We start from the raw sequence: 16,525 nt of genomic DNA on the forward strand, positions 1-16,525 counted from the left end.
ACGCCAATCCAGCCCGATTATCGCGTCGGCGGGTGTGCCAGGCTTATAGGGGTTGCTCTGAAACGGCTGTGCCGTAGGGTAGCTAGCTGGTTGGCTCCGATGTGTATTGTTCAGCTTCCATACCGTGGAGATCAGTTGATGATTTACGAAGGTAAAGCCATCACGGTTAAGGCTCTTGAGAGCGGCATAGTCGAATTGAAATTCGACCTCAAGGGTGAGTCCGTCAACAAATTCAACCGTCTAACCCTCAACGATTTGCGTCAGTCGGTTGATGCAATCAAGGCCGATGGTTCGATCAAGGGCGTGATTGTCACCAGTGGCAAAGACGTATTCATCGTCGGCGCCGACATCACCGAGTTCGTCGACAACTTCAAGTTGCCGGATGCAGAGCTGGTGGCTGGCAACCTCGAAGCCAACAAGATTTTCAGTGATTTTGAAGACCTCGATGTGCCGACTGTCGTGGCGATCAATGGCATCGCCCTGGGCGGTGGTTTTGAGATGTGCCTGGCGGCGGATTACCGGGTCATGGCGGAAAGCGCCAAGGTGGGCCTGCCGGAAGTCAAGCTGGGCATCTACCCGGGCTTCGGCGGCACCGTGCGCCTGCCGCGGGTTATCGGTACCGATAACGCGGTCGAGTGGATCGCCGCCGGCAAAGAGAACCGTGCGGACGACGCCCTGAAAGTGGGTGCAGTGGATGCGGTGGTGGCCGCCGACAAACTCCAGGCTGCTGCCTTGGATCTGGTCAAGCGCGCTATTTCTGGCGAATTGGACTACAAGGCCAAGCGCCAGCCGAAGCTGGAAAAGCTCAAGCTCAACGCCATCGAACAGATGATGTGCTTCGAAACCGCCAAGGGTTTCGTGGCAGGCCAAGCCGGCCCGAATTACCCGGCCCCGGTCGAAGCGATCAAGACCATTCAGAAAGCGGCCAACTTCGGTCGCGACAAGGCGCTTGAAGTGGAGGCCGCCGGCTTCGTCAAGCTGGCCAAGACCTCGGTCGCCGAAAGCCTGATCGGCCTGTTCCTCAATGACCAGGAACTGAAGAAGAAAGCCAAGCACTACGACGAAGTCGCCAACGACGTGAAGCTGGCCGCCGTTCTCGGTGCCGGCATCATGGGCGGCGGTATCGCCTATCAGTCCGCCTCCAAGGGCACCCCGATCCTGATGAAGGATATCCGTGAAGAGGGTATCCAGATGGGGCTGAACGAGGCGAGCAAGCTGCTCGGCAACCGTGTTGCCAAAGGCCGCATGACCCCGGCGAAGATGGCCGAAGCGCTCAACGCCATTCGTCCGACCATGTCCTATGGTGACTTCGCCAACGTCGACATCGTGGTCGAAGCGGTAGTCGAGAACCCCAAGGTCAAGCAAGCGGTATTGGCGGAAGTGGAAACTGCGGTGAAGGAGGATGCGATTCTCGCTTCCAACACCTCGACCATCTCCATCAGCCTGCTGGCCAAGGCCCTCAAGCGCCCGGAAAACTTCGTTGGCATGCACTTCTTCAATCCGGTGCATATGATGCCGTTGGTTGAAGTGATCCGTGGCGAGAAGTCCAGCGAAGTGGCCGTTGCGACCACCGTGGCCTACGCCAAGAAGATGGGCAAGACCCCGGTGGTGGTCAACGACTGTCCGGGCTTCCTGGTCAACCGCGTGCTGTTCCCGTATTTCGGCGGTTTCGCCAAGCTGGTCAGTGCCGGTGTCGACTTCGTGCGCATCGACAAGGTGATGGAGAAGTTCGGCTGGCCGATGGGCCCGGCCTACCTGATGGACGTGGTCGGCATCGATACCGGTCACCATGGCCGCGACGTGATGGCCGAGGGCTTCCCGGATCGCATGAAGGATGACCGTCGTTCGGCCGTCGATGCGCTGTATGAAGCCAATCGCCTGGGCCAGAAGAATGGCAAGGGCTTCTACGTCTACGAGATGGACAAGCGCGGCAAGCCGAAGAAGGTGGTCGATGCCAGCGTTCAGGAAGTGTTGGCACCTATCGTTTTCGAGCAGCGTGAAGTCAGCGACGAGGACATCATCAACTGCCTGATGATCCCGCTGTGCATGGAAACTGTCCGCTGCCTGGAAGATGGCATCGTCGAAACTGCTGCCGAGGCCGATATGGGCCTGATCTACGGCATCGGCTTCCCGCCGTTCCGCGGTGGTGCGCTACGTTACATCGACAGCATCGGTGTCGCCGAATTCGTGGCCCTGGCCGACAAGTACGCCGATCTGGGCGCGCTGTACACCCCGACTGCCAAGCTTCGCGAAATGGCCGCCAACGGCCAGAAGTTTTTCGGTTAATCGCGCACAGACTAGAGCGAGAGTGAATTTATGAGCCTGAATCCTAGAGATGCAGTGATCGTCGACTTCGGTCGCACCCCGATGGGGCGTTCCAAGGGCGGCATGCACCGCAACACCCGTGCCGAAACCCTGTCGGCCAACCTGATCAGCGGCTTGCTGACACGTAACACCAAGGTCGATCCGGCCGAAGTGGAAGACGTGATCTGGGGCTGCGTCAACCAGACCCTGGAGCAGGGCTGGAACATCGCGCGCATGGCGTCGCTGATGACCCAGATCCCGCACACCAGTGCTGCGCAGACGGTCAGCCGCCTGTGTGGTTCCTCCATGAGCGCCCTGCACACTGCCGTGCAGGCGATTCAGACCGGCAACGGCGACGTGTTCGTCATCGGCGGTGTGGAGCACATGGGCCACGTCGGCATGATGCACGGCGTCGACCCGAACCCGCATCTGTCGCTGTACGCCGCCAAGGCGTCGGGCATGATGGGGCTGACCGCGGAAATGCTCGGCAAGATGCACGGCATCAGCCGCGAGCAGCAGGATGCCTTCGGTGAGCGTTCGCACCGTCTGGCGCACAAGGCCACCGTCGAAGGCAAGTTCAAGGATGAAATCATCCCGATGCAAGGCTACGACGAGAACGGCTTCCTGAAGATGTTCGACTACGACGAAACCATTCGTCCGGAGACCACCCTGGCAAGCCTGGCTGCGCTGAAGCCGGCGTTCAATCCTAAGGGCGGCACCGTGACGGCGGGTACTTCCTCGCAGATCACCGACGGCGCTTCCTGCATGATCGTCATGTCCGCCCAGCGCGCCAAGGACCTCGGCATTCAACCGATGGCCGTGGTACGTGCCATGGCAGTCGCCGGTGTCGATCCGGCGATCATGGGTTACGGTCCGGTGCCGGCCACCCAGAAAGCCCTCAAGCGGGCGGGTTTGGGGATTGCCGATGTCGACTTCTTCGAGCTTAACGAAGCCTTCGCCGCCCAGGCTCTGCCGGTGCTGAAGGATCTGAAAGTGCTCGACAAGATGGAAGAGAAGGTCAACCTGCACGGCGGCGCCATTGCCCTGGGCCACCCCTTCGGTTGTTCCGGTGCGCGTATCTCCGGTACCCTGTTGAACGTGATGAAGCAAAATGGCGGTACGTTTGGTGTGTCCACCATGTGTATCGGTCTTGGCCAAGGCATCAGCACGGTCTTCGAACGCCTTTAGTTGATCAGCGAAGGCGCTCGCAGACACATAACCGGGGCCTAGTGCCCCGGTTTTTGTTTTTGGCCATGCCATCCATGGCGGCCACCCTTCGGGCCGTCGCTACGCGACGTGAAAAAATCTCCCGGAGGTTTTTTGGCGGCGGGAAAAAAATTCAAGGAATATAGCGATGCAATTACAGCCCGGTCTTTATCGCCACTACAAAGGGCCCGAATACCGCGTGTTTGGCGTGGCTCGGCATTCCGAGACAGAGCAGCAAATGGTGGTCTACCAGGCGCTGTACGGCGATTACGGCTTGTGGCTGCGCCCGCTGGAGATGTTTTGCGAGCGCGTCGCAGTGGACGGCGAAATGGTTCCACGCTTTGCTTTGATTCAGGCCGAAACAAGCCTTTTCGAACGATCCTGAGCGCCAGTCGCACTATTGCTGCGCTTGACCTCAACCGGAACGCCACTATATATAGCGGTGCCGCGCAGGCCGGCTATTGAAAACCATGCGCTGGATCGTGCAGCGTTGAACGCGGCCGCAGAATGCTTCTTTACAGCATGTAAACTTCGCTTCTTCGGTTGAATTCATCTCGCCAGTTATTGCTTCGCACTATTTTCAACAGTCTGTATGGCGTCTCCCGCCTTTCATTTATCGAATTTCAGGAATTTTCCAATCCATGGGCAAATCGCTGGTCATCGTGGAATCCCCGGCCAAGGCCAAGACCATCAACAAGTACTTGGGCAACGAGTACGTGGTGAAGTCGAGCATCGGCCACATCCGTGACCTGCCCACCAGCGGCTCGACAAGTGCTGCCAAGGAACCCGTTAAACGGGGCAAGGCGGCTGCTGGCGAGGTGCCGGCGTTGTCGCCCAAGGAAAAGGCCAAGCGCCAACTGGTGGCGCGCATGGGGGTCGATCCCGAACATGGCTGGAAGGCCAAGTACGAAATCCTCCCGGGCAAGGAAAAGGTTGTCGAAGAACTGCGGCGGTTGGCCAAGGATGCCGACACCATCTATCTCGCAACCGACTTGGATCGCGAGGGGGAAGCCATCGCCTGGCACCTGCGCGAATCCATCGGTGGCGACGACAGCCGCTACAAGCGGGTGGTGTTCAACGAGATCACCAAGAAGGCCATTCAAGAGGCCTTTTCCACGCCGGGCGAGCTGGACATCAACCGGGTCAATGCCCAGCAAGCGCGGCGCTTCCTCGACCGGGTAGTGGGCTACATGGTCTCGCCGTTGTTGTGGGCCAAGATCGCTCGTGGTCTTTCGGCCGGGCGGGTGCAGTCGGTGGCGGTGAAGTTGGTGGTCGAGCGCGAGACAGAGATCCGCGCCTTCGTTCCTGAAGAATATTGGCAAGTGCACGCCGACCTCGGTACGGCCAAGGGCGCCAATGTGCGCTTCGAGGTGGCCCGCGAAAACGGCGCCGCCTTCAAGCCGCTGAACGAAGCCCAGGCGATGGCCGCCCTGGCCACGCTCGAGGCGTCCAGCTACAGCATTGCCAAGCGTGAAGACAAGCCGACCAGTAGCAAACCCTCGGCACCGTTCATTACCTCCACCCTGCAGCAAGCGGCGAGCAACCGCCTGGGTTTCGGGGTGAAGAAGACCATGATGATGGCCCAGCGCCTGTACGAGGCCGGTTACATCACCTACATGCGTACCGACTCGACCAACCTGTCGGCCGATGCCGTGGGCATGGTGCGCGATTTCATCGAAGGCGAGTTCGGCAAGAAATACCTGCCGGCCAACCCGATTGCCTACAGCAGCAAGGAAGGAGCGCAGGAGGCGCATGAGGCGATTCGTCCGTCCGAGGTCAACCTCAAGCCGACCCAGCTAACCGGCATGGAGCGTGACGCCGAACGTCTGTATGAGCTGATCTGGCGCCAGTTCGTGGCGTGCCAGATGCCGCCTGCCGAGTACCTGTCGACCACCGTGACCGTGACCGCCGCGCAGTTCGAGTTGCGCGCCAAGGGCCGCATCCTCAAATTCGACGGTTACACCCGGGTATTGCCGCAAATGAGCAAGCCGGGCGATGACGACGTGTTGCCGGACATGGCCCAGGGCGATCTGCTCAAGCTGCTCCAACTCGACCCGAGCCAGCACTTCACCAAACCGCCGGCGCGCTATTCGGAAGCCAGTCTGGTCAAGGAGATGGAGAAGCGTGGTATCGGTCGTCCGTCGACCTATGCGGCAATCATTTCGACCATTCAGGATCGTGGCTACGTCGCCCTGCACAATCGGCGTTTCTATTCGGAAAAGATGGGCGACATCGTCACCGGGCGCCTGAGCGAAAGCTTCTCCAACCTGATGGACTACGGCTTTACCGCCGGCATGGAAGAACACCTGGACGATGTGGCCCAAGGCGAGCGCGAGTGGAAGCATGTGCTCGATGAGTTCTACGGCGACTTCAAGAAGAAACTCGAAGTGGCCGAAGCCAGCGATAACGGCATGCGTGCCAACCTGCCGACGCCGACCGATATTCCGTGTCGCGAGTGTGCTCGGCCGATGATGATCCGTACCGCCTCCACCGGGGTTTTCCTCGGTTGCTCCGGGTATGCGTTGCCGCCGAAAGAACGCTGCAAATCGACCATCAACCTGGTGCCTGGCGATGAAATCGCCGCGGACGATGAAGGTGAGTCGGAATCGCTGGTGCTGCTGGGCAAGCATCGCTGCCAGAAGTGCGGCACCGCCATGGATGCCTACCTGCTCGACGAGACGCGCAAGTTGCACATCTGTGGCAACAATCCGGATTGCACCGGTTACGAGATCGAACAGGGCCAGTACCGGATCAAGGGTTACGAAGGCCCAAGCCTGGAATGCGACAAGTGCGGCAGCCAGATGCAGCTGAAGACCGGGCGGTTCGGCAAGTTTTTCGGTTGCACCAACGCTGAGTGCAAGAACACCCGCAAGCTGCTGAAAAGCGGCGAGGCTGCTCCGCCGAAGATGGATCCGGTGAAAATGCCCGAACTCAAGTGCGAGAAGGTCAACGACACCTATATCTTGCGTGACGGTGCCTCGGGTTTGTTCCTGGCCGCCAGTCAATTCCCGAAAAATCGCGAAACCCGTGCGCCGCTGGTGCTGGAGCTGATTCCGCACAAGGATGAAATCGACCCTAAGTATCACTTCCTCTGTGAGGCGCCGAAGAAAGACCCGGAAGGCCGCGCGGCGGTGATTCGCTTCAGTCGCAAGACCAAGGAGCAATATGTGCAGACCGAGGTCGATGGCAAGCCGACCGGTTGGCGTGCCTTCTATGACGGCGGCAAGTGGAAGGTCGAAGACAAGCGTTGATCGGACAAGGTGCGCGTCTGCAGGCAGCAGGCGCGCGTATAGTGGCCTGAGAGTCTGAGAAAAAATCGCTTGCCTGCTGCGACCGTCGCCGGGCGGCTGCAACTGCGTTGCGTTGCGTTGCGTTTCGCTCGCCCGACGGCACTCTCGCGACGGCCTTCGGTATTTTCACAGCCTCTGATCGGTCTGTAATGGAGGGCGCCTTGATGGCTCATGAGCTGTATACCCGTACCAACCAGAAGCTCTTCTATGCCGGCCTGTCGCTGGAGTCCTGGCGCGTCGCGCAGGAGGGGCGGGCAGTCAACTCTTTGGCCCTGATACAGGCCGAGCGTGAGGCTGCGCTGTTCCATCTCTATGGTGCGCTGCTGGGGCTGTGTCACGAGATCGCCGGTTACTATCGCCTGCCGCAAAGCCATGCAGCGCGAGTCGAGCAGTTGCTCAACAAGGCACTGCTGGATGCTGCTCCCAGCCCTGAATTGGCCGAACTCATCGAGTTGGCGCAGCAAGCGGAAACCTGGTTGGCTCAGCTGCTGAAAGCTTATGCCGAGTTGTTTCAGCCGCCGCAGGCGGCAAGCAAGGCCAAGACCGACCCGGGCACTCCCTTGATCGAGGCGATCAGCCTGGATCAGGAGGTGCCGCCACTGGCGCGGGAAACCCTGGAGGTTTGGCGGCAGGAGCTGAAGGGCTTGGCCAGGCGCTTTCGTGACTCATTGAGTGAGTGGTGAGGCGGGTCTGGATAAGCGGGCTAGGGTGAGCCTTGGTCGACTGTTACAATGCCGGCCTTTCGTGGAGAGCCAGCCCTATGCCTACGTCCTACCTTGAGATCGTCGAGTTGCCCGATGGGCGCATTGCACTGCGTCGCGCAGAAGACGAAGAAACCCTGGTGGTGCTGGATTTTTCCGCCGATGCCAAGGAATTCCTGCAGGGTCAGCATATCGAGGTAGCCAAGGCCATGCTCAGTGTCGGCGTGCAAATGGCTGGCAAGCTGGCCGATGGTGACTTTGACCACGAACAAGGCCCGCGCGTGCTGCATTGAGTTCTGTCGGCTGCTATCGGCGTTGATATCGGCATCAGCGCGCTCGGTCTTGTGGTTAGCCGCCTGTTGGACTTAACGCGATCCCACTGCGGAAAAGCACAGCTTGTCGAACTGCCCCTCGCTACAGACGCTCAAGTCGACGGCTTCGGCTCACGCACCGTTCTTGTGCCATTTCTGGCGCACTCTAACCCAGGCTTATGTTGAGACTTTGCGCCTTGCCTTGCCGTGCGGCCTGCTCCAACTGCTCTCGGGCGTGTTGCTCCAATGGGTGCAGCCAACTGACGACGGTATGGCTGCGGCCGAGCCTGAGTGCCTCCTGGGCCAGTTGCAAAGGGCTTTGTTTGCCGCGCGGATGGAGCAATAGAATGCGCTCGCGGTTGAGGCCGGCTTCGCGCAGCCAGGTTTGCGTCAGGCTGCCGGGCGGGGCGATCAGACTCAGCCAGCGCGCATCGTTGTTCTGGCTCAGCTCGCGGAGCATTGGGGCAAGCAGATTCAGGCAGTGACCGGCAGCGCCACGTAACGAAATTTCACTGAAGGCTAAGGGGGGCTCCTGCCAAAGTGACTCCACCGCCTGGTTCAGCCGCGGCGTCACTGCCGAGGCCATTAGCCCCTCGAACAGTGGCAACTGTGTACGGTTTAGTGGCTGCGGGAACTGCATAGAATCTCCTCTAGCGGCGGATCACGCCGACACTCAAGCCTTCGATGACCAACTCCTGCTCTTCCAGGTTCACTTCGATGGGGGCGAATTCGGGGTTTTCGGCAATCAGCCAGACCTTGTTGCCTTGGCGCTTGAAGCGCTTGACCGTCACTTCGTCATCGATGCGGGCTACCACGACCTGGCCATTGTGCGCTTCGCGGGTGGTGTGCACGGCGAGCAGGTCACCGTCGAGAATGCCAATGTCCTTCATGCTCATGCCGCGCACGCGCAGCAGGTAATCAGCCTTGGGGTGAAAGAACTCGGGGTTGATCCGGCAGCAGTCTTCAATATTCTGTTGCGCTAGAATGGGCGCGCCAGCGGCGACGCGACCGATCACGGGTAAGCCCTCTTCCGTGTTGTTCGGTTCGTAGCCAGGAATGCGGATGCCGCGGGAGGCGCCGGGAGTCATTTCGATGGCGCCTTTGCGAGCCAGAGCCTTGAGGTGTTCCTCTGCGGCATTGGGTGACTTGAAACCAAGGGCCTGAGCGATTTCCGCACGGGTTGGCGGGTAGCCGTTGTCGTCAAGGCAGTGCTTGATGAAGGTGAGAATTTCAGCTTGGCGTGGCGTCAGTTTCAGCATGTTGGGCTCTGTCTTTTTATACAGTGACTGGGATTATATACAGTGATCCGGGGTTGGCAATCCTCCTTTTCCCCTCTCGGCTAAATTCGCGGCTTGCGCTTTCATCCCGGCTACCTGTTACTGGGTTCGGCGACAAGTGCGCCGGTGCAGCGGCGGGTGTTGTTTGCCATGGATGCATGACTGTCCAGCCAGAAAATGGCCAGCGTGACCTTGACAAGGTGACGAGCCGAAACGTATGTTTCAAACAAGTGTTTGTTAGGTGGATAATCATGGCCCAGTCGGAAACCGTTGAACGCATTCTCGATGCGGCAGAGCAGTTGTTCGCAGAGAAAGGGTTTGCGGAAACTTCATTGCGCCTGATTACCAGCAAGGCTGGGGTCAACCTGGCAGCGGTGAATTATCATTTCGGTTCCAAAAAGGCGCTGATCCAGGCTGTTTTTTCGCGTTTTCTCGGGCCGTTCTGCAGTAGCCTCGAACGCGAGCTGGATCGTCGCCAGGCCAAGCCGGAGGCAAAAGTCAGCCTTGAGGAGTTGCTCGAGTTGCTGGTCGAGCAGGCGTTGGCCGTGAAGCCGCGCAGTGGCAACGATTTGTCGATATTCATGCGCTTGTTGGGGCTGGCCTTCAGTCAAAGCCAAGGGCATCTGCGCAAGTATCTGGAAGAGGTGTACGGCAAGGTGTTCCGCCGTTACATGCTTCTGGTGCATGAGGCCGCCCCGCGTATCCCGCCGCTTGAGTTGTTCTGGCGCGTGCATTTCATGCTCGGCGCTGCGGCATTCAGCATGTCCGGAATCAAAGCGCTGCGCGCCATGGCTGAGGCCGATTTCGGGGTCAGCACGTCGATCGAGCAGGTCATGCGGATGATGGTGCCGTTCCTGGCAGCTGGCATGCGTTCGGATAGCGGGGTAACCGATGGGGTTTTGGCCGCTGCTCAGCTCAAGCCGCGCGTCAAGAACGCTGGCATACCCACCAAGGTTTGATGCCGTGCCGGTGGGCGCGGCGAGTTCGATCCGCTAAGCTAGGCGCCATGCGCGCCCTCGATTTTCTGCATATCTCCCTCGCTGATCAGTGCCTGTACGGTTTTGCCGACGGGCAATTGGTGTTGCGCCTGCCTGTGTCCACCGCGCTCAATGGTCCGGGCGAGCTGAATGGCTCCGGTTGCACGCCGCGTGGTTTGCATCGAGTGCGGGCGAAAATCGGCGAGGGTTTGCCGCTGGGGGCCGTATTGCGGGGACGCCGCTGGACCGGCGAGGTCTGGTCGTCGGCCTTGGCTGCGCAATGCCCCGGCCGCGACTGGATCCTCACGCGGATCATCTGGCTCAGCGGCTGTGAGCTGGGGCGCAATCGGCTGGGGGCTGTCGACACTTTTCGCCGCTACATTTATCTGCATGGCACTCCGGATACTGAGCCCATGGGCGTGCCGCGCTCCCACGGTTGTGTACGCCTGCGCAATGCCGATCTGCTGGCGCTGTTTGCGCGCGTTCCTGTTCAATGTGCCGTGCAGATCGACGAGGCGGCGTGCCCGGTCTGGGCGGCGGCATCACTTTAGTTAAGGATCATATTCGTGAGTTCAGCCCTGCAAGGTTCGTTGATGCTGGATATCGCCGGCACTTGGTTGAGCGCCGAGGATCGACAGATTCTGCGTCAGCCTGAAGTGGCTGGCCTGATTCTGTTCGCGCGCAATATCGAGCACCCGCGGCAGGTGCGCGAGTTGTCGGCCGCGATTCGTGCGTTACGCCCGGATCTGCTCTTGGCCGTCGATCAGGAAGGCGGCCGAGTGCAGCGCCTGCGCCAGGGTTTTGTGCGTCTGCCGGCGATGCGTGCGATTGCCGATAATGCCAATGCCGAAGTCTTGGCCGAGCACTGTGGCTGGTTGATGGCCATCGAAGTGTTGGCGGTGGGGCTGGATCTGAGCTTTGCGCCGGTGCTGGATCTGGATCATCAGCGCAGTGCGGTGGTCGGCAGCCGGGCCTTCGAGGGGGATGCCCGGCGCGCCGCGCGGCTGGCGGGTGCGTTTATTCGCGGCATGAACGCGGCAGGCATGGCGGCGACCGGTAAGCATTTCCCCGGGCATGGCTGGGCCGAGGCCGACTCCCATGTGGCCATACCAGTGGACGAGCGCAGCCTCGAGCAGATCCGCGCCAGCGATCTGCAGCCGTTCGCGCAATTGAGCAAGCAGTTGGCCGCGGTGATGCCGGCGCATGTGATCTACCCGCAGGTCGATGACCAGCCTGCCGGCTTCTCGCGGCGCTGGTTGCAGGAAATTCTGCGTGGTGAGTTACAGTTCACGGGGGTTATTTTCAGCGATGATCTGTCGATGGCCGGGGCTCATGTGGTGGGCGATGCGGCTTGTCGCATCGAGGCTGCGCTGACGGCGGGCTGCGACATGGGCTTGGTCTGCAATGATCGCGCTGCCGCTGAATTGGCGCTGAGCGCCTTGCAGCGTTTGCAGGTGGTCGCGCCGCCAGGTTTGGCGCGTATGCGTCGCCAGGCTTTCCCTGGAGTGGAATACCGGCAGAGTCCGCGATGGCTGGAAGCAGTAGGCGCATTACGCGCCGCGCAATTAATCGATTGAGGAGAGTTTGATGACTGTCTACGCCATTATCGGCGGTACTGGCCTGACCCAGCTGGATGGGCTGACCATCAAAGCTGCGCTGCATGTTGATACGCCCTACGGTGCTCCCTCGGCACCGGTATTGCGGGGTGAGTATGCCGGCCGGGAAGTGTTGTTTCTTGCCCGTCACGGTCACCCGCACCGGATTCCGCCGCATCAGGTGAATTACCGCGCCAATCTCTGGGCGCTCAGGCAGTCGGGCGCCAAGGCGATTATTGCGGTGAATGCGGTCGGTGGCATCCAGGCGGCCATGGGCACTGGGCATTTCTGTCTGCCGCACCAGGTCATCGATTACACCTCGGGGCGCGCGCACACCTTTTATGAGGGGGAGTTGGAACATGTCACCCATGTGGATTTCAGCCACCCTTACGATGCCGAGTTGCGGGAAAAGTTGGCCGGGGCGCTAACTGCCGAGCGCTGCGCTTTTAGCGCTCAGGGCGTCTATGGCTGCACCCAGGGGCCGCGGCTGGAGACGGTTGCCGAGATCGCCCGGATGGAGCGTGACGGGTGCGATATCGTCGGTATGACCGGCATGCCCGAGGCGGTGCTGGCGCGGGAGCTGGCCTTGCCTTATGCCTGTCTGGCGTTGGTGGTGAACCCGGCAGCGGGCAAGTCCAATGTGTTGATTACCATGGCCGCCATCGAGCGTGCCCTGGACGAGGGCATGGGCCGGGTTAAGGCCGTCTTGGCCCATGTGCTGGCCGGCTGAGCATATTGGCTGCGAATAAAAAAGGGGGGGCGCTATCGCGTCCCCCTTTTTCGTGCAGGCAGGGCGTTATGTGTACCGCTTAAAGCGGGCTGATGCGCACCAGCAGGCCGAGGCTGCCGTGATCGAGGTAGGTCAGTTCGCCGCTTTGCAGGCGCACGCCGTGCTTGATCAGTTCGCTGCTGCTGAGCGCGCCGCTGTCGTCGAACTGATTGACCCAAAGATTGGCGTTGAGGTCGATGAGACGATCCTGCTTGAGGCTTAGGGTGCCTTCAGCTGGGAAATGCCCGAAGTGTTCGGCGCCGCTGCTCAGGGCCACGCTGCTGGGGTTGGCGCCGATGCTCTGCGCCCAGGCTTTGTGCAGCAGTACGCGATAGCCGTTTGCCGGGGTGAGTTTGCTCGCTTCGCTGTTCAGCGTGGTGGCGCGTTCCTGGCTGGAGTCAATCGGCAATGCGCCTTGCGCCCAGTCGTCGGGGGCGGGACGGGCGGCGGCAAGCGCTTGCGTGGTTTGCCGGAAGACGATCACTTCGACCTGGTACATGGCCTCGGCAAAGGCGGCGCCAGCGTTCAGTAGCGGCAGCAGAATAAGCGAGAGCAGGGTCAGGGGGTGGAGGGCGCGCATGGGGTCAGTCCTTTAAATAGAGGGGGTCAGGCGCTCGAACAGCGCTTCCAGGGTATCGAATCGATGTTCCGCACGTTCCATCGGAACCTGGAATCTGAACAGCGTGGCACCTTCGAACTTGTAGCGGTTCGGTTGGGCCTGGATCAATTTGATCAGGGTCAGCGGGTCGACGCAGGTGTCCGCGGCGAATTCGATACGGCCGCCCTGTGGGCCGGCATCGACTTTCTTGATGCCGAGTTTTTCCGCCTGCAACTTCAGCAGGGTCAGGCGCACCAGGTTCTTGCTCGGCTCCGGCAGCAGGCCGAAGCGGTCGATCATCTCCACCTGCAACTCTTTCAAGCCGTCTTCGTCGGCAGCCGAAGCGATGCGCTTGTAGAGGATCAGTCGGGCGTGCACGTCTGGCAGATAGTCCTCCGGGATCAGCGCCGGCACCCGCAAATTGATTTCCGGGCCGCCGCCCAGCGGTTGTTCGAGATTGGGTTGTTCGCCCTTGCGGATGGCCTTCACCGCGCGCTCGAGCATTTCCATATAGAGGGTGAAGCCGACCGCCTGAATCTGCCCGCTCTGGCCATCGCCGAGCAGTTCGCCGGCGCCGCGGATTTCCAGGTCGTGGGTGGCCAGGAGGAAGCCGGCGCCGAGATCCTGGGCGGCGGAGATGGCCTCCAGGCGCTTCTGCGCGTCGTCGGTCATTTGCTTGCGCGGCGGCGTCAGCAGGTAGGCGTAGGCCTGGTGGTGGCTGCGGCCGACCCGGCCGCGCAATTGATGCAGCTGGGCCAGGCCGAATTTGTCGGCGCGTTCGATGATGATGGTGTTGGCGCTGGGTACGTCGATGCCGGTTTCGATGATGGTCGAGGCGATCAGCACGTTGAAGCGCTTGTGGTAGAAATCGCCCATCACCTGTTCCAGTTCGCGTTCGCGCATCTGGCCGTGGCCGATGCCGATGCGCGCCTCGGGCACCAGTTCGGCGAGGTCGGCGGCGCATTTCTCGATGGTTTTCACGTCGTTGTGCAGGTAATAGACCTGGCCGCCGCGCAGCAATTCGCGCAGCAGCGCTTCTTTGATGGTCGGGTTGTTCTGCTCCATGACGAAGGTGCGCACCGACAGGCGGCGTGCCGGCGGGGTGGCGATGATCGACAGGTCGCGCATGCCCGCCACGGCCATGTTCAGGGTGCGCGGGATCGGCGTGGCGGTCAGGGTGAGGATGTCCACCTCGCTGCGCAAAGCCTTGAGCTGTTCCTTCTGGCGCACGCCGAAGCGGTGCTCCTCGTCGATGATCACCAGGCCCAGGTTGTTGAATTTGACGTCGCCCTGCAGCAGCTTGTGGGTGCCGATGACGATGTCGACCTTGCCCTCGGTCAGTTGCTGCATGGCCGAGGCGACTTCTTTGCTGCTCTTGAAGCGGCTCATGACCTCGACATTCACCGGCCAGTCGGCGAAGCGGTCGCGGAAGCTGTTGTAGTGCTGTTGGGCGAGCAGGGTGGTCGGCACCAGCACGGCGACCTGACGGCCGCTGTGCACGGCGATAAAGGCGGCGCGCATGGCCACTTCGGTCTTGCCGAAGCCAACGTCGCCGCAGATCAGGCGATCCATCGGCTTGGGCGCCAGCATGTCATCGCGCACCGCCTCGATGGCGGTTTGCTGATCGGGGGTTTCCTCGAAGGGGAAGCCGGCGCTGAAGGTCGCGTAATCGAGCTGCGGGTCGGCGAACGCATAGCCTTCGCGGGCCGCGCGGCGGGCATAGATGTCGAGCAGTTCGGCCGCCACGTCGCGCACTTGTTCGGCGGCCTTGCGCTTGGCTTTCTGCCAGATTTCCGCGCCGAGCCGGTGCAGCGGGGCCAGGGCGTCGTCGCTGCCGGTGTAGCGGGCGATCAGGTGCAGGCTGGCGACCGGCACATACAGCTTGGCTTCCTCGGCGTACATCAGGGCGAGGAATTCGGCGGCCTGGCCGTCGATTTCCAGGGTGACCAGGCCCAGGTAGCGGCCGACGCCGTGATCGATGTGCACCACCGGCGCCCCTTCGCGCAGTTCGGCGAGGTTCTTGATCACGTTGTCGCCGCCGTCGCGCGCCTTCTCGCGGCGCCGGCGCTGCATCACGCGCTGGCCGAACAGCGGGCTCTCGGCGATCAGGGCCAAGTCGTCGAGCAACAGGCCTTCATCGAGCGGGGCGATGCAGATGCCCAGGCGCTCCTGGCTGGCGATGAACGCCGGCCAGTCGGCCACTTCCCTGGGCTTGAGCTTGAGGCGGGCGAGCAATTCCAGCAGCACCTCGCGCCGTCCGGCGGACTCGGCGCAGAACAACACGCGGCCGGGATAGTCTTCGATAAAACGGCGCAGGGCGGCCAGCGGTTCGCTGGCTTTGGCCTGGATCGCCAGCTCGGGCAAGGGCTGCGCGTTGAAGCGCTGGCGGCCGATGCCTGGCTCGAGGTCTGCCTGACTGATGACAACCCGTGGCCAGTCTTTCAGGCGGGCGAAGCAGTCTTCCACCGGCAGGAAGATAGCGGCCGGCGGCAGCAGCGGGCGTTCGGGATCGACCCGGCGCTCTTCGTAGCGATTGCGCGCGTCGTTCCAGAACTGCTCGGCGGCTTTCTCCACGCCGGGCAGGGAAAATACCTGGGTGTCTTGCGGCAGGTAGTCGAACAGGCTCGCGGTGGCTTCGAAAAACAGCGGCAGGTAGTACTCGATGCCGGCCGGGGTGATGCCGGTGCTGAGATCCTGGTAGATCGGGCAGCGGCGGAAGTCGACGTCGAAACGCTCGCGAAAGCGTCCGCGAAAATCAGTGACGGCCTTCTTCTCCAGGGGGAACTCGCGGGCCGGCAGCAGCTTGATCGAATCGACCTTGTCGATCGAGCGCTGGGTTTCCGGGTCGAAGGTGCGCAGGGTTTCGATCTCATCGTCGAACAGGTCGATACGAAACGGCTGGTCGCTGCCCATCGGGAACAGGTCGATCAGGGCGCCGCGCACGGCAAACTCGCCGTGTTCGTAGACCGTGTCGACGCAGCGGTAACCTGCCGCCTCCAGGCGGGTGCGCATGTCGTTGACGGCGAGTTTCTGGCCGACGTTCAGCACCAGGCTGCTGCCGAGCAGGAAATGCTTGGGGGCCAGGCGGTGTAGGGCGGTGGTGATCGGTACTACCAGGACGCCATGGTTCAGCTCCGGCAGGCGATAGAGTGCGGCAATGCGCTGGGAGATGATGTCCTGATGCGGCGAAAACAGGTCGTAGGGCAGGGTTTCCCAATCGGGAAAGTGCAGAACGGGCAACTCCGGGGCGAAGAAGCTCAGCTCCTGCTCCAGGCGCTCGGCGTTCTGGCTGTCGGCGGTCAGCAGCAGGGTGAAGCGCTTGGCAGCGCTGGCGGCTTCGGCAATCGCCAGGCTCAAGGCGGCGCCGGGCAGGTTGCCCCAATGTTGTTTGCCGGCAGTGGCGGGCAGGGACGGCAGACGCAGTACGGACACGGGCGGTACAGGCACGGGCGGCTCACGGGCATGACGACATGGCCCGCGATTGTAACTATCCAGGC

General features: G+C 61.5%; 14 protein-coding genes. 10 read left to right on the plus strand and 4 right to left on the minus strand.

What is annotated here, in order from left to right:
• Positions 1 to 138: 138 nt before the first annotated feature.
• The 6 genes from fadB to P8H27_RS02765 all read left to right on the plus strand — a co-directional run bounded on the left by fadB (position 139) and on the right by P8H27_RS02765 (position 7,794).
• Positions 139 to 2,286 (plus strand): fatty acid oxidation complex subunit alpha FadB, encoded by a 2,148-nt coding sequence (fadB, locus tag P8H27_RS02740; protein ID WP_289635082.1) that lies wholly within the window; start codon positions 139 to 141, stop codon positions 2,284 to 2,286.
• Between the two features lie 30 nt (positions 2,287 to 2,316).
• Positions 2,317 to 3,492, plus strand: coding sequence for an acetyl-CoA C-acyltransferase FadA (gene fadA / locus P8H27_RS02745; protein ID WP_289635083.1), 1,176 nt, complete (start codon positions 2,317 to 2,319; stop codon positions 3,490 to 3,492).
• 166 nt (positions 3,493 to 3,658) lie between these two features.
• On the plus strand, positions 3,659 to 3,895 hold the full coding sequence (locus tag P8H27_RS02750; RefSeq protein WP_289635084.1) for a DUF1653 domain-containing protein: 237 nt from the start codon (positions 3,659 to 3,661) through the stop codon (positions 3,893 to 3,895).
• A gap of 256 nt (positions 3,896 to 4,151) precedes the next feature.
• A complete protein-coding gene (gene topA / locus P8H27_RS02755; RefSeq protein WP_289635085.1) occupies positions 4,152 to 6,761 on the plus strand; it encodes a type I DNA topoisomerase in 2,610 nt (869 codons plus the stop codon).
• A gap of 203 nt (positions 6,762 to 6,964) precedes the next feature.
• Entirely contained in the window at positions 6,965 to 7,483 is a 519-nt protein-coding gene (locus P8H27_RS02760) for a DUF6586 family protein (protein WP_289635086.1), read from the plus strand.
• Positions 7,484 to 7,560: 77 nt separating this feature from the next.
• Positions 7,561 to 7,794: a hypothetical protein gene (locus tag P8H27_RS02765; protein ID WP_289635087.1), complete on the plus strand. Its 234-nt coding sequence runs from the start codon at positions 7,561 to 7,563 to the stop codon at positions 7,792 to 7,794.
• A gap of 184 nt (positions 7,795 to 7,978) precedes the next feature.
• Here the strand turns inward: P8H27_RS02765 and sulA are convergent, their stop codons facing one another.
• Complete coding sequence (gene sulA, locus P8H27_RS02770; protein WP_289635088.1) at positions 7,979 to 8,452, minus strand: SOS-induced cell division inhibitor SulA; 474 nt, start codon at positions 8,450 to 8,452, stop codon at positions 7,979 to 7,981.
• A gap of 10 nt (positions 8,453 to 8,462) precedes the next feature.
• Entirely contained in the window at positions 8,463 to 9,071 is a 609-nt protein-coding gene (gene lexA / locus P8H27_RS02775) for a transcriptional repressor LexA (RefSeq protein WP_289635089.1), read from the minus strand.
• Between the two features lie 269 nt (positions 9,072 to 9,340).
• Between lexA and P8H27_RS02780 the strand changes: the two genes are divergently transcribed.
• The 4 genes from P8H27_RS02780 to P8H27_RS02795 are packed head-to-tail and all read left to right on the plus strand — an operon-like array spanning position 9,341 to position 12,391.
• Entirely contained in the window at positions 9,341 to 10,048 is a 708-nt protein-coding gene (locus tag P8H27_RS02780) for a TetR/AcrR family transcriptional regulator (protein ID WP_289635090.1), read from the plus strand.
• Positions 10,049 to 10,095: 47 nt separating this feature from the next.
• Complete coding sequence (locus P8H27_RS02785) at positions 10,096 to 10,617, plus strand: L,D-transpeptidase (RefSeq protein ID WP_289635091.1); 522 nt, start codon at positions 10,096 to 10,098, stop codon at positions 10,615 to 10,617.
• Positions 10,618 to 10,644: 27 nt separating this feature from the next.
• Positions 10,645 to 11,643 (plus strand): beta-N-acetylhexosaminidase, encoded by a 999-nt coding sequence (gene nagZ / locus P8H27_RS02790; protein WP_289635213.1) that lies wholly within the window; start codon positions 10,645 to 10,647, stop codon positions 11,641 to 11,643.
• A 10-nt stretch (positions 11,644 to 11,653) separates the two neighbouring features.
• The gene (locus P8H27_RS02795; protein ID WP_289635092.1) at positions 11,654 to 12,391 is read left to right on the plus strand and encodes an S-methyl-5'-thioinosine phosphorylase; all 738 of its coding nucleotides are present in this window, start codon (positions 11,654 to 11,656) and stop codon (positions 12,389 to 12,391) included.
• 79 nt (positions 12,392 to 12,470) lie between these two features.
• Here the strand turns inward: P8H27_RS02795 and P8H27_RS02800 are convergent, their stop codons facing one another.
• Complete coding sequence (locus P8H27_RS02800) at positions 12,471 to 13,010, minus strand: CsiV family protein (protein WP_289635093.1); 540 nt, start codon at positions 13,008 to 13,010, stop codon at positions 12,471 to 12,473.
• Between the two features lie 12 nt (positions 13,011 to 13,022).
• The gene (gene mfd / locus P8H27_RS02805) at positions 13,023 to 16,460 is read right to left on the minus strand and encodes a transcription-repair coupling factor (protein WP_289635214.1); all 3,438 of its coding nucleotides are present in this window, start codon (positions 16,458 to 16,460) and stop codon (positions 13,023 to 13,025) included.
• Positions 16,461 to 16,525 lie beyond the last annotated feature (65 nt).

Source organism: Pseudomonas sp. sp1636 (genome assembly GCF_030376615.1).
Classification (GTDB): domain Bacteria; phylum Pseudomonadota; class Gammaproteobacteria; order Pseudomonadales; family Pseudomonadaceae; genus Aquipseudomonas.